Source organism: Xanthomonas sp. F10 (assembly GCF_014206815.1).
Lineage (GTDB): Bacteria > Pseudomonadota > Gammaproteobacteria > Xanthomonadales > Xanthomonadaceae > Xanthomonas_A > Xanthomonas_A indica.
In genome coordinates this window covers 444,908-466,824 of sequence record NZ_JACHNP010000001.1, presented here as the reverse complement: position 1 = coordinate 466,824, position 21,917 = coordinate 444,908, and the positions used below count along the sequence as shown (strand labels likewise).

Below are 21,917 nucleotides of genomic sequence, written 5' to 3'. Positions count from 1 at the left end.
AGCCGCTCCTACAGAACGGCTCGCTGCGATCCGGCACTGGACATCGTAGGAGCGGCTTCAGCCGCGACCTGGCTGCGAGGGCGACCGATGCGCCGCATCGCATCGCCGCATTCGCCCGCACATGCGACTGTCTCCATCCGATCGCTGCTGTTGTGGGAGGGACTTCAGTCCCGACGCCTCTGCAACGGAGCTGCCGGATGGCGTCTCGCGTCGCGACTGAGGTCGCTCCCACAGGAGGCTGTCCCGCGATCCGGCGCCACATTGGTACGACCGGTGTCGCGTCGCGCGCAACGACGCGCGCTCACTCAGTAATCCACGCCCACCGAGAACAGCAGCGTGCGCGGGTCGCCCAGGGCCACGGCGCGTTGCAGGCCGCCGGTGTAGTAGTCGCGGTCGAAGGCGTTCTTCAGGTTCAGCGCGTAGCGCCAATGGCCCTGGCGGTAGCCGAGGCCGGCATCGACCACCAGATAACCCGGGATGCGGTGGCCGTAGGCGGTCTTCTCGCCTTCGGCGCGCACGCCGCCGCTGACGCTCCAGCCGTCGGCCGCGCCGTGGGCGGCGTACTGCAGCCAGAGCGAACCGCTGTGCCGCGGCACGTTGTTCAGGCGGCTGCCGACGCTGCTCACGCGTTGGCCGCCGTCGTCGGTGACCACCGCGTCGGTGTAGGCGTAGCCGCCGAACAGGCTCAGCCCGTTGCCCAGGTCGGCGGCGGCGTTGAGCTCCAGCCCGCGGCTGCGTTGCTCGCCCACGGCGATGCTGTAGCCGTCATTGAACGGATCGGTCTGCAGCACGTTGCGCCGGCGCAGGTCGTATAGCGCCATGCTCAGGCTGGTGCTGCTGCTCACTTCCATCTTGACGCCCAGTTCCACCTGGCGCCCGCGTTCGGGGTCGAACTGCGCGCCCTGCGCGTCGGTGCCGACGTTGGGATAGAACGAGGTGGCCACGCTGACATACGGGCGCAGGCCGCCACCGGCGTCGAACATCAGCGCTGCAGAGCCCGTGGTCGCACTGTTGTCGTTGCGCGTGTCGGTGCCGGCCAGGTGGTCCTCGCTGCGGTTGCGGCTGCGGTCGTGGCGCAGGCCCAGCAGCAATTGCCAATCGGGTGCGAGCTGGATGCGGTCGCGCAGGTACAGGCCGCCCGAGGTCACCACGCTGAGGTTGTCGCGGTTGGGCCGGGCCGGGCAGACCACGGCGCTGCCGTAGACGGGTGCATACACGTCGAGCGTGCCGACGCGGCAGGTCGACTGCACGTTCCATTCCCAGGTCTTGAACGCGTCCAGGCCGGCGGTGACCGTGTGCTGCCAGGTGCCGGTGGCGAAGCCGCCCTGCAGGTAGGTGTCCTGCACCCAGGTGCGACCGTCGAACTGTTGCTGCGTGGCGGTGCGGCGCAGGGTGCGCAGATCGGCGGCCAGGCCGTTGTTGGCGATCAGGAACCCATTCAAGCCGAAACGCTGCCAGCGTGCGGCGTGGTGCAGGGTCCAGCCGTTGTCGAAACGGTGATCGAGCACGTAGCCGATCCGGCTCTGGTGGCTGTGGTACGGCCGCTGCCCGGGTTCGCCGGTGAACAGCGCGCGGTCGATCCGGCCATTGCGGTTGGGCTCGGCGCTGCCTTCCCAGGGCAGGCCCTGCTGGCGGATGTAGTCGCGTTCCTGGTAGCTGGTCAGCAGCACGAAGTCGGTGCGCGGGCCCAGGTCCAGCGACAGCGACGGGGCGATCCAGCGGCTGCGGAAATACACGTGGTTGGTGGGATCGTCGCTGTTCATCGCCAGCCCGTTGAGGCGCAGCGCCACCTTGCCGTCGGCCGACAGCGGCTGGTTGAGATCCACGCTGCCCTGGCGCAGGCCGTCGCTGCCTACGCTCAGGTCCACCCGCCGCATCGGCTCGGCGCCGGGGCGCTTGCTGATCAGGTTGACCAGGCCGCCCGGCAGCACCTGCCCGTACAGCAGCGAGGCCGGGCCCTTCAGCACCTCCACCTGCTGCACGCCGAACAGTTGCTCGGCCACGCGGTTGCTGTCGGCCGTGCGCAGGCCGTCGACGAACAACGCGTCGGAGGCGGTCTGGCCACGGATGATCAGGTCGTCCCAGCCGCGCCGGCCGTAGGTGTTGGCGACCACCCCGGAGACGTTGTGCAAGGCATCGGACAGGCTCAGCGCCTGCTGGCTGTCCAGCAGGGCGCGCGGCACCACGGTGATCGAGAACGGCGTCTGCGCCAGCGGCGCATCGGACTTGTCGGCCTGCACCGGCCCGGTGGCGCGGAAACCGCTCTGCGCGTCGGCGCGCACCTGCACCGTGGGCAGGGCGGTCGCCTGCGCGGCATCGGCGCCGCTGTCGGCGTCCGTGGCGGTATCGGCGGTGGTTGCGTGCGCAGGCAGGGACAGCGCCATGCCCAGCAGGCAGGCACAGGAGAGGGGGGGCAGTGTCATCGAGACCGGGGGCTGAAAGTTCTAATCGAGAATGATTATATTTCGCGAAGCGATCGTTGGGAATGCCCGTGGCCGCGAACTCGGGCCTCCGCCGGCCGCATCGGGCGTGTCGCGGTGACCCGGTGGTCGATGGTCAGGGATGGAGACGCGGCAGGCGGCCGGCATCGCGGTGATGCTGCACGCCAGTACAGCCTGGCGCTCATGGGCGCCAGTGGGATGCGCAGCAGCGTGCGCCGCAGATGCTTGGCCACTCGTGTGCGCGACGGCGACCGCATAATGCGGTCGCGTTGGTCGCAGATCTTCGCCGCGCCATCGAGCAGATGGCGCGCGTGGCGTGCGTGCGGCGCGGGCTCAGCCGGCGACGCGGAACACGCCGGGCTGGCCGCCGGGCGGGGTGCCTTCGAACTGGATCAGCGAGGCGACCAGTTCGGCATGCAGGCGGATGCGGCCCATCTCGCGCATGATCCGGATGTCCTCGTGGCGCAGTTCGCGGTTGGCCACCACCTCGCGCTTGTAGGCGAGGATCTCCGGGTACTTGCGTGCCATGTTCAACGCGTCGGCCACGCATTCCACGGTGTCGGCATCGGCGGAGAGCGGCTCGCGGCTGTTGAACGCGGTGAGCCAGCGCTCGAAGCCGGCGGTGCGGTCGAACATGTTGGCGATGAACCAGATCACGAACAGGATCGCCACCCACGAGGTGACCACGATGACGATGCGCGAGAAGGTCAGGTGGTAGTCGTGTTGCCACAGCTGCGCGGTGATCACGCCGAGCAGGATCAGCGAGATCGCCTGCCAGCCGATGATCGAGGCCACCAGCCACTGCTGCTTGGCCTTGGCCAGCAATGCCACCTCGTCGCGGATCTGCGCCTCGCTCTTGTGCTGCCAGTGCGCGACCTGTTCGGGAAACGAGCGCTGGTGCAGCGCGTTGTCCTCGAGCAGCAATCCCAAGCCTTTGAACAATGCGAACATGACGGGCTCCTTGCAGATGCGGTGACGGACGCGGAACGTCGGCGGGCGATCTTGAGGCAGCTTCTTTCTAGCACAGCGGCCGCAAAGTGCATGCTGCGGTCGCACATGCGGCGCGGCCGGTGTGCGCCATACGCCATCGCACGGCGCTCGCGCCGTCTCCGCTAGCATCGGCGCATGCCTTCGTTGCTGCGCACCCTCTCCGCTCCGGCCACCACCCAGCTCCGTCGCTGGGTGCTGGGCGCGTTCCCGCGCGAGCGCGATGCCATCGATTACGACCAGCCGCTCGGCGACATCGGTCTGTTCGGCCCGGACAGCGTCACCTGGCGCATCCATGCCGAGTTTCCCGGGATGCTGGCCGGCGGGCTGTGCGCGTTGTTGCTGCAGACCCTGCACCCGTTGGCGCTGGCCGGGGTCTACGACCATTCCAACTTCCGCGAGGACCTGGTCGGGCGCCTGCGCCGCACCACCCAGTTCGTCGCCGCCACCAGCTACGCGCCTACGGACGCGGCGCAGCGCCAGATCGCCCGGGTCCGCGCGATCCATGCCCGCGTGCGCGGCCACACACCCGACGGGCGCGCCTATGCCGCCGACGATCCGGCGCTGCTGACCTGGGTGCACGTGACCGAGGCCTACGGCTTCCTGCAGGGCTACCGCCGCTACTGCCGCGCGGTCCCCGTCGCGATCGCCGACCGCTACTACGACGAAGGGCGGCGCGTCGCCGAGGCGCTGGGCGCATGCGAAGTCCCGGCCAGCGAGGCGGCGGTGCTGGCCTATTTCGACCGGCAGCGGCCGCAGTTGCGGGTGGATGCGCGGTCGCGCGAGGTGCTGGCGGTGCTGGCCGGCCTGCGCCTGCCGGTGCCCGCCCCCGGACTGTCGCGCGAACTGTTCCTGGGCGCCGGCGCGGCGTTGTTGCCGCCGTGGGCCAGCGCCATGCTGCGGCAGGCGCGGCTGCAGCGCACCGGCCCGGCGGTCCCGGCCTGGTTGCTGCAGCAGGTGGCGCCGCTGTTCCGCGTCGCGCTGCACGACGGCATCGCCGCGCGTGCCTGCCGCCGCGTCGGCCTGCCGACGCAGCAGTTGGCGCAGTGGCCCGTAGTGGACTGAATGGTTTATCCGCATCGCTGAACCCAGCATCGCGTCACACGTGGTCAAGATCGCCGGTCCCAGGCCGCTGTAACCAGCATCTTCCGCCCGTTCCCACTCCCGATGCTGCAGAAGCCGCTCGCCGACAGGAAGCGCGACCGTCGCTTTCGGCACAGCCTGCGGCGCGTCACGCGCGCGCCACTGCGGGCGATCGCGACCTGGGGCCTGGCGCTGGCGGTGCTGCTGGCCGTTGGGCTGGTACTGGTGCTGGCGCAGGACCGCCACAACCGCCTGGCCGCGGCGCAGCGCCAGAGCCTGGCGCTGGCCACCGGCACCGACCGCCTGCTGCAGTTGCAACTGGACAATCTTGGCCAGGCCCTGCATGGCGAAGGCTTGAGCGCGCAAGCGCTGCTGACGGAGGCGCCGGTGCGCGCGCCAGAACTGATTGCCGCGTCGCTGCACGGCCTGCTGGCACGGCACCCGGAACTGCGCGACGTGGCCTTGCTGGATGCGACTGGCCAACGCCGCTTCGGTGGCGCCGGCGATGCGCAACTGCGCGCCTGGCGGCAACGTGGGCGCTGCGGCGATCGGATCTGCGTGAGCCCGCCGCTGCGCCTGGCCGACGGCACGGCAGTGGTGCGGGTGGCCGTGCCCTGGGGAACGGACGGCTGGGTGGAGGCGCAATGGCGGGTGGCCGCGCTGCAGCGCATCGTGCAAGGCACCGACAGCGGGCGCGACGGCATCGTCGCCCTGACCGACGCGCAGGGCAGGCTGCTGGCCGCCAGCCGCCCGCTTGCGGCCAGCCAGCCGCGGCTGCCGCCGGCACTCGCGCAGCCGATGCCGCACGGCGGCGCGCTGGGTCTGCACCGCGATGTCTTCGACCGCACGCCGCGGATTCTGGCGCTGAGTGGTGGCGGCGCGCATCCCTTGCTGGCGGTGGCCGGCGTGGGGCTGCGCGAAACGCTGTCCGGCTGGTGGTGGTTCGCCGCGGCGGCGGCGCTGGTGTACGTGCTGTACCTGCTCGGCCTGGCCTATCTGCTCGGCAGCCTGCGCCGTGCCGAGCGGCGCCAGCGCCATCTGCTGCAGCGCCTGCGCCGCGGCGACGAGGATCTGCGCCTGGCCCACGGCATGGGCGGCATCGGGACCTGGCGCGTGGACATCGCCGAGCGCGTGCTGCGCCTGTCCGAGCCGACCGGCGCGATGTTCGGCCTGCAGCGCATGCAGTTGCCGATCGAGGCGTTCCTGGAGCGGATCCACGACGCCGATCGCGCGCGGGTGACGCAGCTGTTCGAGGACGCCGCGCAGGGCCGCGCGGACTACAACACCGTCTACCGCATGCATCTGCCTGATGGGCGCCTGCGCTGGTTGGCCGCGCGTGGCGCGCTGGTGCGTACCCGCACAGGAATGTGCATGACCGGTGCGGTACAGGATGTCAGCGACCGGCTGCATGCGCAGGCGCGCCTGCTCGATGCCGAGCGCCAGTTCCGGCTGGTGTTCGATCGCAATCCGCTGCCGTATTGGGTGTTCGCGGTGGATAGCCTGCGCTTCCTGGAAGTGAACCAGGCCGCGGTGCGCCAGTACGGCTACAGCCGCGAGGAATTCCTGGCGATGGATCTGCGCGATCTGCGTCCGGCGGAGGATGCAGAACGCTTGCTGCAGGACGTGCGCAAGCCGCGCGAGGGCTTCGACGCGCCGAGCGTGTGGACCCATCGGCGCAAGGACGGCAGCCTGCTGTCGGTGTGCGTCCACAGTGCCGACCTGGAGTTCGGCGGCGTGCCGGCGCGGCTGATCTTGGCCGAGGACGTCACCGAGCGCGTGGCCCACGAACGCGAACTGGCCTACCTGGCGCGCCACGACTTCAGCACCGGCCTGCTCAAGCCGAACGCGCTGGCCGACGCCTTGCGCGCGCAGCGGGCGGGCTATGCCATCGCCTACGTGCAGGTGCGTGGCCTGGCCCTGATCGGCGACACCCTGGGGCGCGCCGCGGGCGATGCGGTGCGCAACGCGGTGGCCGCGCGCATTCGCGCGCTTGGCGAGTGCTTCGGCCTGAGTGCGCATCAGCCGGCGCAGGACTTCGTGCTGGCGATCCTGGACCCGCAGGCCCTGCCGCAGGCGTTGCAGGCGCTGCAGGAGGCGCTGCACGCGCCGGTGCAGGGCGGCGAGTTCGCCCAGCAACTGCAGGCGCACATCGGCGTGGCGCTGTGTCCGGACGATGCCGCCGACGCCGACGAGGCGATCGGCAGCGCCGCGCAGGCCGCGCACGCGGCACAGGCCGAGGGGCGCAGCCTGGTGCGCTTCGACCGCGGCATGGCGGCACGCACCGCCGAACGCCTTCGCCTGGCCGGACGTCTCCAGCAGGCGATCGAGCGCCAGGAATTCGAGCTGTATTTCCAGCCGATCATGCAGGCCGGCAACAGTGCGCCGCGCGAACTCGAGGCCCTGGTCCGCTGGCCGCAGGCCGATGGCAGCTTCATTGCGCCGGATGCGTTCATCCAGTTGTGCGAGGACACCGGGCTGATCCTGCCGCTCGGGCGCTGGGTGCTGCGCGCCGCGGCGCGCGCGCGCCGCGCACTGGTGGACCACGGATGGCCGGACCTGCCGGTGGCGGTGAACGTGTCGGCGCTGCAGTTCTTCGATGGCGACCTGGTCGCCGATCTGGCACAGGCCTGCGCCGAGGCCGGGCTGGCCGCCAACGGCCTGCAGCTGGAGCTGACCGAGAGCAGCCTGATGCGGCAGCCGCAGCAGGCCGGCGACGTGCTGCGACAACTGCGCGCGCTGGGTGTGCGCGTGGCCCTGGACGATGTCGGCACCGGCTTCTCCAGCATGGCGTATCTGCGCGATCTGCCGCTGGACACGCTGAAGATCGACCGCAGTTTCGTCGCCGAGGTGGACCGCGATCCGCGCAACGCCTCGATCTGCCAGGCGCTGCTGACCCTGGGCCATTGCCTGGGGCTGGACGTGGTCGCCGAGGGCGTGGAAACCGACAGCCAGTTGCGCTGGCTGCGTGCGCACGGCTGCGGCGGCGTGCAGGGCTATCTGCTCGGGCGTCCGGCCCCGCTGGCGGAGGTGCTGCAGCGGCTCGGCGCGGTCACAGCATGATCTCCACGTCGTGGCCGCTGCCGGGCGTCGGTCGCGCGTCGCCTTCCCAGTAGCGGCGCAGCGGTTCGCGCACCAGGTCCAGCGCGGTGGAGGCGCCGCGCGCGCCCGGGTAGCGCTGCAGGTTGCGCGACTGCAGCGCGAGCATGCGCCGGTCCTGCTCGCCGACCCGGTGCAGCAGCGGCCACACCAGCAGGCGCACCGCCCACGCCGGCGCCCAGCGCCCCTCCACGTGCAGGCTGGCGAAGACATCGGTGCTGCGTACGCCGAGCGGGGTGAAGTGCAGGCTGATCCGCACGCGGCCGCCGCGCGCGTAGCGGTACTCGATCTGCGCGCTGCCGGGCGCGGCGAAATGCGCGCGTTCCAGGATGCGCGGCGACTCGAACAGCCGGTACAGCCAGCCGCTCTGCGCCGCGGCGCCGCGGTAGTCCACGTGGAAGCCTTCGTCGGTGTGGCGCAGTTCGGCGCGCATGGCGGTGCGCGCGCCGCCGCGTCGCACCAGCCCCGGATGCAGCAGATGCGTATGCAGCGGATCCAGGAAGTTCTCCAGCGCATCGACCACGTGCGCGTCCCAGCGCGTGCGCCACAGGAAGCGACGCGCCGACGGCTGCAGTGCCTGCACCAGCTGCGACGGCGCGTCCGCGCCCTCGGGATCGGGGCGCAGCCAGATCAGCCCGTCGTGCTCGCGCGCGGCGAAGGCGCGCACCCGCACCGCCGGCGGCGTCTGCCCGGGCGGCAGGCCGGGGATCTCGCGCAGGGCGCCGGTATGGTCGAAGCGCCAGCCGTGATACGGGCAGGACAGGCCGTCGCCGGTGACGCAGCCGGCCGACAGCGGCGCGTGCCGGTGCGGGCAGCGGTCTTCCAGCGCCAGCAGGCGGCCGTCGGCGCAGCGTGCGATCGCCGCATGCCGGTCCATCACCGACACCGCCAGCGGCCGCCGTCGCAACGCCGTGGCGGGCGCGACGGCGAACCACTGCCGATACAGGGACGGATGCCAGGCGCTCATGCCGCGCGCAGCGCCGCGATCGTGTGTGGTCCACGGCAAGCGATCATGCGAGGGCGGTGCCGGCGATCCGGTTGCGGCCGGCGCGCTTGGCCGCGTACAGCGCCTGGTCCGCCGCCAGCACCAGGGCCTGCCAGGACGCTTGCGCGCCTGGCGACAGGCAATAGCCGATGCTCACCGTGCACACCAGCGGCGCCTCCTGCGCGGCGCCGATCTGTTGCTGTTCGATGCGTCGCCGTAGGCGTTCGGCGAGATCGCGCACGCCCGCCTCGTCGGCCTGCGGAACCAGCACCATGAACTCCTCGCCGCCGATGCGCGCCAGCAGGTCGGGCACGCGGATCTGCTGCGCCAGTGTCTGCGCGATGGCGATCAATACCTGGTCGCCGACGGCGTGACCGAAGCGATCGTTGATCGACTTGAAATGGTCCACGTCGATCATCAGCACCGCGATCGACGCCTGCCGGCGTGCGGCATCGAGGGTCGCCGCCTCGCCGCGCTCCCACATCACCCGGCGGTTGGTGACCCCGGTCAGCGGATCCTGCGAGGCGTGCCGGGTCAGTTCCGCGTTCATTTCGCGGGTCAGCATCCACAGAAAGCCGGGCGTGATGCTGGCGGTCAGCACGATGCGCGAGAGCAGGCCGAAGTTGGTGGTCGGGTCGAAGCTGGTGTCGACGTCGGGATGGAAGGCCCACCAGGCCACCCGCAGTCCCACCATGCCAGCCCACAGGAAATGGAAGACGGCGGTGAAGCGCGCCGCCGCGCGCACCGTGCTGTCGGCATGTCGCCACAGCACCACCGCCGTGGCCACGGTCAGCATGCCGCGCAACAGGCCGCCGAAGATCACCATGATCCGGTGATCGAGGCCGGCGTAGTGCAGGCTGTAGAGTTCCAGTGCGCACAGCAGTGTGACCGGTACCAGCAACGTCCATTGCAGCAGCGGGCGCTGCAGGTAGGCGTTCACCGCGACCAGCGTCAGTACGGTGGCCACGTCCAGGGTGACGTTGCCGGCGGGCGCGACCCAGTCCGCCATGTAGTGCCAGGCCGGCGCCAGCAGGGTGCCGAAGCCCAGGGCGAACACGCCGTAGCTCAGCGCCAGCAGCAACAGGCTGCGCGCGTGACGTTCCTTGCGGCCGGTGACGTACACCGCCAGGAACATCGCCGAGGACACTGCCGCGAGCAACGCGTTGACGATCAGCAAGGTGCCGGCATGGGCCAGATGCGCAATCCATTCCACAGATGTCCCGGGCCACAGCGGCGATGGGGTGTTGCAGGTGCAGCAAAGTATAAGGCAGCGGGTGCGTCCGGCATTCGGCAAAACACGCGGGTTTTGCGCTGAAAACGGTTACGGAATGCAAAACGCGCGGCGCGGCGCCGCTCACAGCCGGTAGCGGCGCATCAGCGGCACGCCGATGCCCCGGGTCAGCGCGCCGAGCGCGGCGATCGGCTGGCGTCGCCGCAACGGCAGGTGGCGCGCATCGACCGCGCTGTATTCGATGACCGGCACGCCGCCGCGCTGGCGCTTGAAGCTGGCGGCGCCGGCGCTCTGGTTGAGGCGCTGGCCGTACTGTCGCGCATGGTCGATGCCGCAGGCGGTGAGGGTGCGGTACAGCGCCAGCCGCTGCGGCAGGCGCAGGTCGTAGCCGACGATCGGCGCGGTGACGGTGCCGCCGATGCCGAACAGGCCGGTGATGCACACCAGGTGCCCGGTGGCGTCGCGGAAGCCATCGAAGCGCAGCAGCCCGGCGCGGTGCCAGGCGCGCAGGAAGCCGGCGTGGTAGGCCGGATTGCAATGCGAATATTTTTCCAGATACAGCTGCGCATACAGCGCGGCGATGCGCGGGTAATCGGCCTCGCCGATGGCGTCGTTGCCGCAGCGCTGCAGGTCGCGGCGGTCGACCAGCTTGAGGTCGCGCGCCAGGTCGCGGTGGCGCAGCAGCTGCGGCCAGTCCTCGTACAGGTACACCTGGCGGCTGGCGATCAGGGTGAAGCCCTCGGCCTGCAGCGCGTGCAGCCACTGCGGCGTGTCCACCGCGTTGAGCGAGCGGAACCACAGCGCGTGGTCGGGCCAGCGCGTGCGTGCGGCGTCCAGCAGCGTGCGCAGGCCGCTCGGCGGCAGCGGCGGATACAGGTTGGTGGACAGCAGCCAGTTGTTGAGGGTGACCGCGCGATCGATCCTCGCCCAGTCCAGCCACGCGCCGATGCCGCCGCACAGCCCGCGCACCGGTGCGGACAGCGCGCCGGGCAGCAGCCGCGCCGCTTCCTCGGCGGCATAGTCGGCATACGTGGTGCGCGGCGAGCAGACCCAGGCATTGCCCGGGTGGCGCTCGCCGACCGTCACCGGCAGCGCCAGTGCGCCGGCGCGCAGCACCTCGATGCGTGCATGCGCATTGTCGGCCAGTTGCTGCGCGTCGCCGCCGGCATGCAGTGTGGCGAAACGCTGCAGCTGCGCGGCGTAATCGGCCGCCGCGGCCTCGGCATCGGCGCCGGTCATGGCGGCGGCAGCGCCTCGCCGTCCCATTCGGTATCGCGGGTGGCGGCCTCGCGGACGCTGCAGCGCTGCGCCAGCGCCAGCCGCGCATGGCTGCCCAGGTCGCACAGCGTGCCGGCCAGCGGCCAGCGGTCGCCGCGCGGCGCCAGCACGTCCTCGGCGCGCGCGTAGTCCTGGCGCCACTGCCGCAGCCGGCCCTGGGCCAGCGCCGCCGGCAAGGCCACGCCCAGCATCAGCACGCCCAGCATCGCCGCGCGGTCGTCGGCCGGGCGCAGCGGTGCCTGCGCCGCGCCCGCGTCGCCGCACAGCAATGCCACCAGCGGATCGGCCGCGGCGAACAGGTGCAGGCCGCTGGTCGCGCGCGGATTGCATTCGATCACGCTGCAGCGCCCTTCCGAAGACACCATCCAGTCGAAGGAGATCTGTCCGGTGAAGCGCAGTGCCTGCACCAGCTGCGCGGTGAAGCGCTCGATCTGCGGATCCGGCGCCGCGTCGAAGTAATAGCTGGAACTGCGCCGCAGGCGGTAGCGCGGTCGGTACACCGCATGCGCCAGCAACACGCCGTCGCGCGCCAGCGCGTACGAGCAGCGCTCCTCGCCCGCACAGTAGCGCTGCGCGACCCAGTCGCCCTGCGCGGGCAGCGGCGCGGCATCGGCGGGCACACCGTCCGGGTACAGCCGCACATGCACGCCGAAGCGCGAGAATTCCGGCTTGAGCACCAGCGGGGCGCTGCCTGCCCATTCGCGCGCCTGCGCCAGGTTACGCACGCGCACGCCGGCGGGCACCTCCACGTCGCTGCCGAGCCCGCGCGCCAGTTCCATGAAGTGGTACTTGCTGTGCAGCGTACGCAACGTGTCGAAGTCGTGCAGCGGCAGGTGCAACTGCGCCGGCAGCGCGCTGCGGTAGCGGGCCAGGTAGAACACCTCCTCGCAGGTCGGTACCAGCACGTCGATGCGCTCGCGCGCGAGCAGGGCATTGAGGTCGGCCAGCCAGGCGCGCGGCGCATCGCGTGCCGGCGCCACGCGGTGATGCGCGGCCACTGCGCGCGACCAGCCGGAAATGCGGCTGGCGACGCTGTCGGCCAGATGCACCCGCCAGCCCTGCGCGGCGAAACGGCGCGCCAGGTCCAGGGCGACCGGCGCGCGCGCGCCGGTGATCAGGACGCCGGGCGCCTCAGCCATCGGCGCGCGCCTGCGGCGCCGGCCGCCACTGCCGGCAATGCGAGGGCACCAGCCGCAAGCCCGGCTCGGCCTGGCGCAGCGCATGCAGCCGCGCCAGCGTGTCGCGGTACACGCGATGCTCGCCGAGCAGGCGGGTGACCAGCGCCGGCGGTGGCGTGCCGTCGGCGAGCGCGGCGCTGGACCAGGCCGCATCGGCGATCAGGAACACCGGGCCCTGCGCGTCCTCGAACCACAGGCCGTAGTGGCCCGGCGCATGCCCGGGCAGCGGCACCAGCAGCACGCTGGCGTCGCCGAACAGGTCGCGCAGCGTGCCGAAGTCGCGCAGCGCGGCGGGCGGCACCGTCGCGGGCAGCGCCTCGATCCAGTGCATGCGCGGGCGCGCGCCATGCAGCAGCGCCGGCAGGAAGCCTTCGCGCAACGCGGTCAGGCGACCGCGGCGCTGCAGGTCGTCCCAGGCCTGTTGCGCGCAGGCCAGGCGCGCCTGCGGGAAGTCGGCGACGCCGCCGACGTGGTCGCCGTGGAAGTGCGACAGCACGATCCAGCCGATGCGGTCCGGCTCCACGCCGTCGCGTGCGAGTTGCTCGCGCAGCGATTGCCCGGGCGCCAGCTGCACCGGGGTCAGCCAGCGGTACAGGCGCTCGGGAAAGCGCGCGGTGGCGTCGAAGAAGTGGCGCGCGTAGCCGGTATCGAACAACAGGTCGCCGTGCTGCGGATGCTGCAGCAGTGCCGCCAGCGCCGGGAACGGACACGGCGCCAGCGGCGCGCCGCGGCGCGTGGCGCGTTCGGGATGCGTGCAGTGGCCGGCTTCGTACAGCCGCCAGCGCAGCCGGGGCGCGCTCATGGCTGCCCCAGTGCGGCCAGCCCGGCCTCGGTCGACAGCACCGGCGCATAGCCGAGTTCGCGGCGCGCGCGGCCGATGTCCAGCGTCTGCGAATAGCCGAGCACGCCGATGCCGTAGCGGCTGAGCCGCGGCTCGGGTTGGCCGCGTCGGCGCAGCGCGATCTGTTCGCCGAGCGTGGCCAGGGCCAGCGCCGGCCCGCGCGGCACCGGCAGCAGCCGCACGCGCAGGCGCAGCACCGCGAACAACTCGGTCAGCAGGTCGCGTACCGCGATCGGGGTGCCGTTGCTGATGTTGTAGGCGCGGCCGTCGCCGATGTGCTCGGCACGCAGCGCGGCCAGCGCCGCGGCCACCGCATTCTCCACGCAGCACACGTCGATCATCGCGCGGCCGCCGTGGACCAGCGGGAACCAGCCGCGCTGCGCCACCGCCAGCAGCCGCGGCACGATCGCGTTGTCGCCATGGCCGAACACCGCGCGCGGGCGCAGCACCACCGCCGGCAGCCCGGCCGCCGCCGCCGCGCGCACCTTCTCCTCGGCTTCCCACTTGGTCTGCGGGTAGCCGCCGATCCAGCGTGCCGGTGGGGTGAAGTCTTCGGTGATCTGGTATTGATCGGCGAAGCGGAAGTAGATGCTCGGCGAACTGAAGTGCACGAAGCGGCGCACGCGCGCGGCCAGCGCGGCGGCGAGCAGGCGCTCGGTGGCGACCACGTTGGCCAGGCGGAAGGTCTCGGCGCTGGCCCACGGCGCCGATAGCGCGGCGCAGTGGATCACCGCATCGCAGCCCTGCAGCAGCGGCGCCAACGCGTCGTGGCAGAGGTCGGCGCGCTGCACCTCGATGCGCGGATCGTTGGCGAAGGCCGCCAGCTTGGCGGCGTCGCGGCCGCTGGCACGCACCGGTACGCCGGCCTCGGCCAGGGCGCGCACGATGTAGGCGCCGATGAAGCCGGACGCGCCGGTGACCAGGACGCGGGCCATGTCAGTAGCGCAACACCGCGCCGCCGAACGCCAGCCCGGCGCCGGAGCCGACCAGGCCGATCAGGTCGCCGCGGACGATGCGGCCGCTGGCGATCGCCTGGTGCAGCGCGGCGGGAATCGACGCGGCCATCTGGTTGCCGCGGTGGCCGATCACCTCGATCAGCGCATCCGGCGCCAGCCCCAGCGCCACGCGCAGGTGGCGCAGCGCCTTGGCGCTGGCCTGGTGCGGCACGATCCGCCGCAGCTGCGCCAGCTCGACCCCGGCCTGCGCCAGCAGCCGCTGCAGGAAGCCGGGCAGCTTCGCTGCGGCCAGGCGGTAGGTGGCGCGGCCGTTCATTTCGAACTGCGAGCCGGCGCGCAGCGCGTCGACACCGTGATCCAGGCGCAGGCGGGTGCCGCCGGCGCGCACGCGGCAGTGGTCGATGCCTTCGGAATAGGTTTCCAGGCGCGCGGTCAGCAATTGCGAACCGCTGTCGCCTGCGTCGGCGCCGAGCACCACCGCCGCGGCGCCATCGCCGAACAGCGGCGCGGTGTCCGCATCGTCCGGGTTGAGGCCGACGCTGGCGATCTCGCTGGAGACGATCAGCACGCGGCGATAGCGGCCGGCGGCGATCGCGGCCGCGGCCAGGTCGAGCGCGGCGATGAAGCTCAGGCAGGTGGCGTTGATGTCGAAGGCCGGGATGCCGCTGCCCTGCAGGCCCAGCCGCGCGTGCAGCAGCGCGGCGCTGCACGGGATCGCCTGTTCCATCAGGCTGCAGGCGCTGATCACGCAATCCACCTCGTGTGCCTGCAACTGCGCCGCCTCCAGCGCCGCGCGCGCGGCGCGCTCGCCCATCAAGGTGGCCGGCTCGTCGGCGCTCGCATAGTGCCGCGTGGCCACCCCGGTATGCCGCAGGGTCCAGCCGGTGGGCTTGCCCCAGCGCCGGTCGAAGGTCTCCGCCGGCACTTGCTGCGCGGGCAGATACTCGCCCGTGCCGAGGAGACGCAGCGCAATGGGCCTGCTGGTGTGGACGCTCATCCGTAAAGCTCGCACAAGGGGCGCGCAGCGTACTGCCAGCACGTCGGCGCCGGCAACCGCGCTTGGGACGATCGCGCCGCCGCTGTCTGCGGCTGGCGACCTCAGACAGTCCTCAATCGCGCAGCGACTTGGCGAAATACTTGGGCGCTTCGACAAAGCCTTCCCGCCGATAGAAGGCGTGCGCGCGTTCGCGCCGGCTGTGGCAGTGCACCTCCAGGCGGTCGCAGTCGCGCTGCCGCGCCAGCGCCTCGCCCTCCGCCAGCAAACGCTGTCCCACCCCGGCGCCGCGCGCGCGATCGTCGACGCAGAAATAGCTGATGCGGCAGATGTCGCCGGCCAATGCCAACTGCGGGAGAAAGTGCAGCGACAACACACCCAAGACGTCGTCACCTGCGGCGGCCACCAGCAAGGCCGCGTCCGGGTGCGCCAGGAGTTGCGCCAGGCGGGCCTCGATGAAGTCCTCGGTTCCGGCATAGTCCAGCGCCGCCATCAGCGCCACGATCGCCTGCCGGTCCGCCATCGCCGCGTTCCTGATTTCCAGGGTGCCGTTCTCGCTCATTTGCGGAGCGTAGGAAGCCGCCCGCTTGGGCGCAACCGCATTGCCGACCCGACGCCGCCTGTGCGGAATTGACGATACGCCCTAGCGCCCGCGGCGCTGCCCGTACCAGAAGCCCAGGCCGTCGCGCGAGCGCAGCAGGCCGCGGCCGCGGCGCAGCAGCTGCAGCAACAGCCCCAGGTGCTCCCGCTTGCTGAAGCTGCGCAGCTTGCGGTCGGAGGTGTGCACCGGCTCGCGCAGGATCACGAAGCGTCCCTGCCGCGCCAGCGCGCGGCTCAGGGCGACGTCCTCGCCGGCGTAGTAGCGCTCGTCGAAGCCGCCGGCGGCGAGGAAGGCGCTGCGCGTGCAGAACAGGAAGCAGCCGGGAGCGATGCCGGTGCAGCGGAACAGCCAGCCGAACAGCGCCTGGGCCAGGCGTTCGTGCCAGGCGATGTCGCCGAGCAGGCGCACCTGCGCCCCGCCGCCGACCGCGCCGGTGCCCAGCGCGCGCAGCGCCGCGGCCAGCAGCGGCGTATTGACCCGGGTGTCGGCATCGACGAACAGCAGGTGGCGGCCGCTGGTGGCGGCGGCGCCGGCATTGCGCACGGCGGCGATGTGCCGCAGTTCCACCTCCAGCACCTGCGCGCCATGCCGGCGCGCGATCTCCGCGGTGGCATCGCTGCAGGCGTCGGCCACCACCAGCGTCTCGCAGTCCAGCCGCAGCGCCTGGGCGGCGACGTGCAGCGAGGCCAGCGTGTCGCCGATCAGGGCGGCTTCGTCGTGCGCGGGGACGATGAAGGAGATCACCCGCGCATCATGCGGGGCCGGCGCGGCGCGGGCAATCGACCCGCGCCGCGGCCGGGGGCGCGGTTCAGCCCTGCAGCGCGCCGCGCGAGGCGGCGGGGTAGCGATGGCCGGCGGCGGCATCGGCGGGGAAGATCGCCTCGATCTGCGCCAGCTCCTCGGCGCTCAGCTTCACCTGCAGCGCGCCCAGGTTCTCCTCCAGGTAGGCCAGGCGCTTGGTGCCGGGGATCGGCACCAGGTCCTCGCCCTGCGCCAGCACCCAGGCCAGCGCCAGTTGGCCCGGGGTCACGCCCTTGGCCTGGGCCAGTTCGCGCACCCGCTCCACCAGTTGCAGGTTGCGGGCGAAGTTCTCGCCCTGGAAGCGCGGCGAATGGCGCCGGTAGTCGTCGGCCTCGAAGTCCTCCGGCGAGCGGATCGCGCCGGTCAGGAAGCCGCGGCCCAGCGGCGAGTAGGGCACGAAGCCGATGCCCAGCTCGCGCACCGTCTCCAGCACGCCGTCGTGTTCCGGGTCGCGCGACCACAGCGAGTACTCGCTCTGCAGCGCGGTGATCGGATGCACCGCGTGGGCGCGGCGGATGGTGCCGGCAGCGGCTTCGGACAGGCCCAGGAAGCGCACCTTGCCCTGTTCCACCAGTCGCGCCATCGCCCCGACGGTGTCCTCGATCGGCACGTTCGGGTCCACGCGGTGCTGGTAGTACAGGTCGATATGGTCCACGCCGAGCCGGCGCAGACTGGCCTCGCAGGCGGACTGCACGTACTCCGGGCGGCCGTCGATGCCGCGCGCGGCCGGGTCGTTGGGGTCGAGCTTGATGCCGAACTTGGTCGCCAGCACGACCTGGTCGCGGCGCCCTGCCAGCGCCTTGCCGACCAGCACTTCGTTGGTATGCGGGCCGTACATGTCGGCGGTGTCGATGAGGCTGACGCCGTGCTCGATCGCGGCATGGATGACCGCGATCGCGGCGGCGTCGTCGCTGCGGCCGCCGTAGAACGCGCTCATGCCCATGCAGCCGAGGCCGAGGGCGGAGACGCGGGGGCCGTTGCGGCCAAGGGTGCGGGTTTGCATGGAACTGCTCCTGAGGGGGAGGGGAGGGGAGGGAAAGCGTGGCCGGTGTCCGGTTCGCTCAGGGTGAGGGCGCGTCCAGCACCTCGCGGGCGATGGCGAGCGCGTTGAGCGCGGTGGGGAAGCCGACGTAGGCGTACAGCTGGTCGAGCACGGCGAAGATCTCTGCACGGCTGGCGCCTGCCGCCTGCGCGGCGCGCAGATGCAGGCGTAACTGCGGTGCGGCGTGGCCGAGGCTGGCCAGCACCGCCACCGTGACCAGTTCGCGGGTCCGCAGGTCCAGTGGGCCGTCGGCGCGATAGATCTCGCCGAAGGCGATGGCCGCGCCGCGGCCGCTCAGTGCGGTGTCCGCGTCGTCGGCCAGGGCGCGGATCGCCGCACCCTGCTGCGGACCCATCAGCGCGGCGATCTGCGCGATGCCGGCCGCTTCGGCCTCGGCCAGGGTCATGCTGCTCGGCAGTGTGGTCGTGGTGGATGCCATGCAACGCTCCTCGTGTGCGAAGGGACGGTCGCCGTGCTCAGCGCGGCTGGATGCGGGTGCCGCCGCTCAGCAGCGCCTGCGGATTCGGCGAGGCCAGGAAGTCGTGCGGGAAGCCCAGTTCGATCGCGCTGGCCGCGTCCAGCCGCTGCAGCGCCTCGGCGTCCAGGTGCAAGGTCAGGGCGCCCAGGTTGTCCTGCAGTTGCGTCACGCTGCGTGCGCCGACGATCGGCATCGCCCCACGCGCCAGCAGCCAGGCCAGCGCCACCTGCGCCGGCGAGCGCTGCAGGTCGGCGGCCAGCGCCACCACCGCCTCGGCCACCGCCAGCGCGTGCTCGTTGAAGGTCCGTTGCGAATGCGCGACCTCGGCGCGGCCCACGCCATCGACCTGCGCGCCGCCGGAGGCGGCCGCGCGCACCCGCGCCAGGTCGGCGGCGCCGTACTTGCCGGTGAGCACGCCCATCGCCAGCGGCGACCAGGCCAGCACCGACATGCCCAACGCCTCGGCCATCGGCACCAGTTCGCGCTCGACCGTGCGCTGCGCCAGCGAGTATTCGATCTGCAGGGCGACGAACGGCGTCCAGCCGCGCAGGTCGGCCAGGGTCTGCATGCGCGCCACCTGCCAGGCGGGGGTGTCGGAGATGCCGGCGTAGAGGATCTTGCCGGCGCGCACCAGGTCGTCGAAACCGCGCATGACCTCGTCGATGCCGGTGGTGCCGTCCCAGGCGTGCAGGTACAGCAGGTCCAGGTAGTCGGTGCCCAGCCGCGCCAGGCTGGCGTCGACCGAGCGCAGCAGCGCCTTGCGGTGGTTGCCGCCGCCGTTGGGGTCGCCGGGGAAGGGATTGAGCGCGAACTTGCTGGCGATCACCAGGCGGTCGCGGCGGCCGGCGACGAAGCGGCCGAGCAGGGTCTCGGCGCTGCCGTTGGTGTAGATGTTGGCGGTATCGAGGAAGTTGCCGCCGGCATCGACGTACAGGTCGAACAGGCGGCGCGCCTCGGCCTCGTCCGCGCCCCAGCCCCAGTCGGCGCCGAAGGTCATGGTACCCAGGCACAGCGGGCTGACGCGCAGGCCGGAGCGGCCGAGCAGGCGGTAGTGATCGAGGGCCATTGCAGCGGTCTCCAGGTGGGGTGCGGGCACTGTAGGCGCCGCGTCGCCACGGATAAATCGGTGGAATCTGCATGTGCTTTGAAGGTGTGCTAAACAATGGCGGGCGCCACATCGCGCGTCCGCCCTGCCGCTGTTGCCCGTTCCCATGCACCGTCCACCGCCGCTCTCCGCCGTCGTCGCCTTCGTCCGCGTGGCCCACCACGGCAGCTTCACCCGCGCTGCCGCCGAACTGGGCGTCTCGCCCTCGGCCTTGTCGCAGACGCTGCGCGCGCTGGAGGCGCAGCTGGGCGCGCGCCTGCTCAACCGCACCACCCGCCGGGTCGGCCTGAGCGAGCACGGCGAGCGCTTCCTGCAGCGGGTGGCGCCGGGCCTGGCGCAGATCGATGCGGCCTTCGCCGACCTGGATTTCCTGCGCGACCGCCCGGCCGGCACGCTGCGCATCAACTTGCCGCTGGTGGCCGCCGAGCAACTGGTGTGCCCGCAACTGCCGGCGTTCCTGGCGCGCTATCCGGAGGTCAGCGTGGAGTTGTATTCGGACCGGACCCTGGCCGACATCGTCGCCGGCGGCTTCGACGCCGGCATCCGCCTGGGCGAGAGCCTGGCGCGCGACATGATCGCGGTGCCGGTGGGGCCGCCGCAGCGGCAGACGGTGGTGGCCGCGCCGGCGTACTTCGCCGCGCACGGGGTGCCACGCACGCCGGCCGAGCTGGCCGAGCACGACTGCATCCGCTGGCGGCGCACCGACGGCCGCCTGCAGGCCTGGGAATTCACCCGCGACGGCCACGATTTTCTGGTCGAGGTCACCGGGCGGCTGGTGGTCAACGACACCGCGGTCGGCCTGGACGCCGCGCGCCGCGGCCTGGGCCTGGGGCAAGCGTTCGAATGGCAGGTTGCCGCCGACGTGGCCGCCGGCCGCCTGCAGCGGGTGCTGGACGACTGGCACGCGCCGTTCGCCGGCTGGCACATCTACTACCCGGCGCGCGAGCACCTGCCGCCGAAGCTGCGCGTGTTCATCGACCACCTGCGTGCCGCGCATCCGGCGGGCGGCACGGCGTAGATCGCCGAGGCTGGCCCAGGGCCGGCGGTTGCGAAAAGGGGAGGGAGCGACCAGGCGGGGGCCGCAGCCGCGATTGCGTCGTGCTGCGGAAGCGCCCGACCGACAGGGGCCGGGCGCCGAAGGGGGCATCGCATCGCCCCGGGCACCGCGGCGGTCGCGGCGCTGGGTGCCGCCCGGCGTGGGCGGCACCGAGGGGGCTCAGCCCTTGAGCCTGGCGGCGAACTCGGCCACGCGCTTGCCGAGCAGGCGCGCGGTCTCCAGGTCGCCGCTGCGCGGCGCCTCGTCCGGCGAGGCGTCGGACGGCGAGATCGCCAGCGCGCCGCCGGAGCCGGCGGTCCAGTTCACGTCGTTGGGGCCGTGCGCCTTGGTGTTGGACGGCAGCAGGCCGGTGCCGACCCAGATCTGGCCGTGCTGCTGGGCCAGGGTCCAGAAGTATTCGATGGTGGCGAACTTGTCGCCGTTGACCGAGGCCGAGTTGGTGAAGCCGGCGGCGATCTTGTCCTTCCAGACCTGCGAGAACCACGGCTTCGAGCTGGCGTCGGCGAACTTCTTGAACTGCCAGGCCGGGCCGCCCATGTAGGTCGGGCTGCCGTAGATGATGGCGTCGGCCTGGCCGATGGCCTCCCAGGCGCCGTCGGGCAGGTTCCCGTCCTGGTCGATGCGGTACAGCGTGGCCTCGCCGACGCTGGCGGCGCCGGCGTGCACGGCCTCGGCCTGCTTGACGGTGTGGCCGTAGCCGCTGAAGTAGACGATCGCGATCTTGCTCATAAGCGGACTCCTGAGGGTGAGGGGGGAAAGCGCGGGCATTGTGCGCATGCCCGGTCGCCCGGATCAGCGCCATCGGCGGGATGTTGTGTCCGACCGCGCGCCGCGGTTCGGTTCAGTTCTCGGCCGGGGAGCGCATGGTGCGGTCGATGCCGACCTCGACCAGGTAGTCGATGAAGCTGCGCACCTTCGGCGCCAGGTGGCTGCGGCTGGCGTACACCGCGTAGACACCGATCGGGCCGACCTCGTGCTCGGGCAGCACCCGTACCAGGCGGCCATCTTCCAGTGCCGCCTCGGCCATGAAGTCCGGCTGCATGGTAATGCCCATGCCGGCGATGGCCGCCTCGCGCAGCACGTCGCCGCAATTGGCGCGCAGGGTGCCGGCCACCCGCACCTGGGTCGCGCCCTCGGGGCCGTGCAGCGTCAGGTCGTCCTGCACGTAGCTGTAGCTGAGGAAGGCGTGGCCGGCCAGGTCGGCCGCCAACTGCGGCGTGCCGGCGCGCGCCAGGTAGGCCGGCGCCGCGCACAGGAAGGCCTGCACTTCGCCGAGCTTGCGCGCGATCAAGGTCGGCGCCACCTGACGGGTGATGCGGATCGCCAGGTCGTAGCCTTCCTCGACGATGTCCACCAGGCGGTCGGACAGGGTCAGGTCCAGTGCCACCTGCGGATAGCGCGCGCTGTAGCCGGCCAGGCGCGGCCCGAGCCGGGCGATGCTGAAACTGAAGGGGGCGTTGATCCGCAGCGTGCCCGAGGGCGTCAGCGCCTGCTCGCCGACCGCCGCCTCCATATCGTCGAACTCGGCCAGCAACATCTGGCAGCGCTGGTAGTAGGCGGCGCCGACGCTGCTCGGGCTGACCCGGCGGGTAGTGCGGTTGAGCAGGCGCGAGCCCAGGCGTTGCTCCAGCCACGCCACCTGGCGGGTGACGCTGGCCGTGGACATGCCCAGCGCCTCGGCGGCGGCGTTGAAGCCGTTGCGGTCGACCACGGCGACGAACACCCGCATCGCATCAAGCGTATCCATTGTTGCGGATCCCGAA

General features: G+C 71.9%; 19 protein-coding genes. 3 read left to right on the top strand and 16 right to left on the bottom strand.

All coding sequences use genetic code 11. From position 1 onward, the window contains the following. Positions 1-305 precede the first annotated feature (305 nt). Both FHR56_RS02060 and FHR56_RS02055 read right to left on the bottom strand, forming a co-directional pair. Positions 306-2,423 (bottom strand): TonB-dependent siderophore receptor, encoded by a 2,118-nt coding sequence (locus FHR56_RS02060; RefSeq protein ID WP_160946234.1) that lies wholly within the window; start codon positions 2,421-2,423, stop codon positions 306-308. A gap of 351 nt (positions 2,424-2,774) precedes the next feature. Further along, a complete protein-coding gene (locus tag FHR56_RS02055) occupies positions 2,775-3,392 on the bottom strand; it encodes a hypothetical protein (RefSeq protein ID WP_160946235.1) in 618 nt (205 codons plus the stop codon). Between the two features lie 174 nt (positions 3,393-3,566). On the opposite strand from FHR56_RS02055, the gene FHR56_RS02050 reads away from it, so the two are divergent. Further along, positions 3,567-4,493: an oxygenase MpaB family protein gene (locus FHR56_RS02050; RefSeq protein WP_160946236.1), complete on the top strand. Its 927-nt coding sequence runs from the start codon at positions 3,567-3,569 to the stop codon at positions 4,491-4,493. Between the two features lie 102 nt (positions 4,494-4,595). After that, a complete protein-coding gene (locus tag FHR56_RS02045) occupies positions 4,596-7,571 on the top strand; it encodes an EAL domain-containing protein (protein ID WP_237473087.1) in 2,976 nt (991 codons plus the stop codon). Here the strand turns inward: FHR56_RS02045 and FHR56_RS02040 are convergent. The 12 genes from FHR56_RS02040 to FHR56_RS01985 form a co-directional block, all read right to left on the bottom strand. Further along, complete coding sequence (locus FHR56_RS02040; protein WP_160946237.1) at positions 7,561-8,574, bottom strand: Rieske 2Fe-2S domain-containing protein; 1,014 nt, start codon at positions 8,572-8,574, stop codon at positions 7,561-7,563. The two genes, FHR56_RS02045 and FHR56_RS02040, sit on opposite strands and share 11 nt — an antisense overlap. A 43-nt stretch (positions 8,575-8,617) precedes the next feature. Beyond that, on the bottom strand, positions 8,618-9,805 hold the full coding sequence (locus tag FHR56_RS02035) for a GGDEF domain-containing protein (RefSeq protein ID WP_160946238.1): 1,188 nt from the start codon (positions 9,803-9,805) through the stop codon (positions 8,618-8,620). A 141-nt stretch (positions 9,806-9,946) separates the two neighbouring features. Continuing rightward, positions 9,947-11,062 carry a hypothetical protein gene (locus tag FHR56_RS02030; RefSeq protein WP_160946239.1) on the bottom strand — a complete coding sequence of 372 codons (1,116 nt, stop codon included), beginning with the start codon at positions 11,060-11,062 and terminating at the stop codon, positions 9,947-9,949. Next, positions 11,059-12,240, bottom strand: a complete 1,182-nt coding sequence (locus FHR56_RS02025) for an ATP-grasp domain-containing protein (protein WP_160946240.1) — start codon at positions 12,238-12,240, stop codon at positions 11,059-11,061. The genes FHR56_RS02030 and FHR56_RS02025 overlap by 4 nt, the downstream gene beginning before the upstream one ends. Continuing rightward, the gene (locus tag FHR56_RS02020; RefSeq protein ID WP_160946241.1) at positions 12,233-13,081 is read right to left on the bottom strand and encodes an MBL fold metallo-hydrolase; all 849 of its coding nucleotides are present in this window, start codon (positions 13,079-13,081) and stop codon (positions 12,233-12,235) included. Before FHR56_RS02020 ends, FHR56_RS02025 begins: the two co-directional genes overlap by 8 nt. Next, complete coding sequence (locus FHR56_RS02015; protein WP_160946242.1) at positions 13,078-14,055, bottom strand: NAD-dependent epimerase/dehydratase family protein; 978 nt, start codon at positions 14,053-14,055, stop codon at positions 13,078-13,080. The genes FHR56_RS02020 and FHR56_RS02015 overlap by 4 nt, the downstream gene beginning before the upstream one ends. A 1-nt stretch (position 14,056) precedes the next feature. Beyond that, positions 14,057-15,073: a 3-oxoacyl-[acyl-carrier-protein] synthase III C-terminal domain-containing protein gene (locus tag FHR56_RS02010; protein ID WP_160946243.1), complete on the bottom strand. Its 1,017-nt coding sequence runs from the start codon at positions 15,071-15,073 to the stop codon at positions 14,057-14,059. Positions 15,074-15,185: 112 nt separating this feature from the next. Then, positions 15,186-15,632 carry a GNAT family N-acetyltransferase gene (locus tag FHR56_RS02005; RefSeq protein WP_202406873.1) on the bottom strand — a complete coding sequence of 149 codons (447 nt, stop codon included), beginning with the start codon at positions 15,630-15,632 and terminating at the stop codon, positions 15,186-15,188. A gap of 81 nt (positions 15,633-15,713) precedes the next feature. Next, positions 15,714-16,415: a glycosyltransferase gene (locus FHR56_RS02000; protein ID WP_160946244.1), complete on the bottom strand. Its 702-nt coding sequence runs from the start codon at positions 16,413-16,415 to the stop codon at positions 15,714-15,716. Positions 16,416-16,479: 64 nt separating this feature from the next. Beyond that, a complete protein-coding gene (locus tag FHR56_RS01995) occupies positions 16,480-17,475 on the bottom strand; it encodes an aldo/keto reductase (RefSeq protein WP_184502394.1) in 996 nt (331 codons plus the stop codon). 58 nt (positions 17,476-17,533) lie between these two features. Continuing rightward, the gene (locus FHR56_RS01990; RefSeq protein ID WP_237473088.1) at positions 17,534-17,953 is read right to left on the bottom strand and encodes a carboxymuconolactone decarboxylase family protein; all 420 of its coding nucleotides are present in this window, start codon (positions 17,951-17,953) and stop codon (positions 17,534-17,536) included. A 37-nt stretch (positions 17,954-17,990) separates the two neighbouring features. Next, the gene (locus FHR56_RS01985) at positions 17,991-19,058 is read right to left on the bottom strand and encodes an aldo/keto reductase (protein WP_160946246.1); all 1,068 of its coding nucleotides are present in this window, start codon (positions 19,056-19,058) and stop codon (positions 17,991-17,993) included. A gap of 145 nt (positions 19,059-19,203) precedes the next feature. Between FHR56_RS01985 and FHR56_RS01980 the strand changes: the two genes are divergently transcribed. Then, complete coding sequence (locus FHR56_RS01980; protein ID WP_160946247.1) at positions 19,204-20,115, top strand: LysR family transcriptional regulator; 912 nt, start codon at positions 19,204-19,206, stop codon at positions 20,113-20,115. Positions 20,116-20,313: 198 nt separating this feature from the next. Here the strand turns inward: FHR56_RS01980 and FHR56_RS01975 are convergent, their stop codons facing one another. Both FHR56_RS01975 and FHR56_RS01970 read right to left on the bottom strand, forming a co-directional pair. Next, positions 20,314-20,883 (bottom strand): flavodoxin family protein, encoded by a 570-nt coding sequence (locus FHR56_RS01975; RefSeq protein ID WP_160946248.1) that lies wholly within the window; start codon positions 20,881-20,883, stop codon positions 20,314-20,316. Between the two features lie 112 nt (positions 20,884-20,995). Further along, positions 20,996-21,901: a LysR family transcriptional regulator gene (locus FHR56_RS01970; protein ID WP_160946249.1), complete on the bottom strand. Its 906-nt coding sequence runs from the start codon at positions 21,899-21,901 to the stop codon at positions 20,996-20,998. Between the last annotated feature and the right edge of the window lie 16 nt (positions 21,902-21,917).

Bases quoted from the DNA above. Each gene is read 5' to 3' on its own strand.
- FHR56_RS02040 (WP_160946237.1), bottom strand. From the start codon at position 8,574: ATGAGCGCCTGGCATCCGTCCCTGTATCGGCAGTGGTTCGCCGTCGCG.
- FHR56_RS02055 (WP_160946235.1), bottom strand. From the start codon at position 3,392: ATGTTCGCATTGTTCAAAGGCTTGGGATTGCTGCTCGAGGACAACGCG.
- FHR56_RS02045 (WP_237473087.1), top strand. From the start codon at position 4,596: ATGCTGCAGAAGCCGCTCGCCGACAGGAAGCGCGACCGTCGCTTTCGG.
- FHR56_RS02030 (WP_160946239.1), bottom strand. From the start codon at position 11,062: ATGACCGGCGCCGATGCCGAGGCCGCGGCGGCCGATTACGCCGCGCAG.
- FHR56_RS01970 (WP_160946249.1), bottom strand. From the start codon at position 21,901: ATGGATACGCTTGATGCGATGCGGGTGTTCGTCGCCGTGGTCGACCGC.
- FHR56_RS02005 (WP_202406873.1), bottom strand. From the start codon at position 15,632: ATGAGCGAGAACGGCACCCTGGAAATCAGGAACGCGGCGATGGCGGAC.
- FHR56_RS01980 (WP_160946247.1), top strand. From the start codon at position 19,204: ATGCACCGTCCACCGCCGCTCTCCGCCGTCGTCGCCTTCGTCCGCGTG.
- FHR56_RS02060 (WP_160946234.1), bottom strand. From the start codon at position 2,423: ATGACACTGCCCCCCCTCTCCTGTGCCTGCCTGCTGGGCATGGCGCTG.
- FHR56_RS01990 (WP_237473088.1), bottom strand. From the start codon at position 17,953: ATGGCATCCACCACGACCACACTGCCGAGCAGCATGACCCTGGCCGAG.
- FHR56_RS02020 (WP_160946241.1), bottom strand. From the start codon at position 13,081: ATGAGCGCGCCCCGGCTGCGCTGGCGGCTGTACGAAGCCGGCCACTGC.
- FHR56_RS02010 (WP_160946243.1), bottom strand. From the start codon at position 15,073: ATGAGCGTCCACACCAGCAGGCCCATTGCGCTGCGTCTCCTCGGCACG.
- FHR56_RS02050 (WP_160946236.1), top strand. From the start codon at position 3,567: ATGCCTTCGTTGCTGCGCACCCTCTCCGCTCCGGCCACCACCCAGCTC.
- FHR56_RS01985 (WP_160946246.1), bottom strand. From the start codon at position 19,058: ATGGCCCTCGATCACTACCGCCTGCTCGGCCGCTCCGGCCTGCGCGTC.
- FHR56_RS01995 (WP_184502394.1), bottom strand. From the start codon at position 17,475: ATGCAAACCCGCACCCTTGGCCGCAACGGCCCCCGCGTCTCCGCCCTC.
- FHR56_RS01975 (WP_160946248.1), bottom strand. From the start codon at position 20,883: ATGAGCAAGATCGCGATCGTCTACTTCAGCGGCTACGGCCACACCGTC.
- FHR56_RS02025 (WP_160946240.1), bottom strand. From the start codon at position 12,240: ATGGCTGAGGCGCCCGGCGTCCTGATCACCGGCGCGCGCGCGCCGGTC.
- FHR56_RS02015 (WP_160946242.1), bottom strand. From the start codon at position 14,055: ATGGCCCGCGTCCTGGTCACCGGCGCGTCCGGCTTCATCGGCGCCTAC.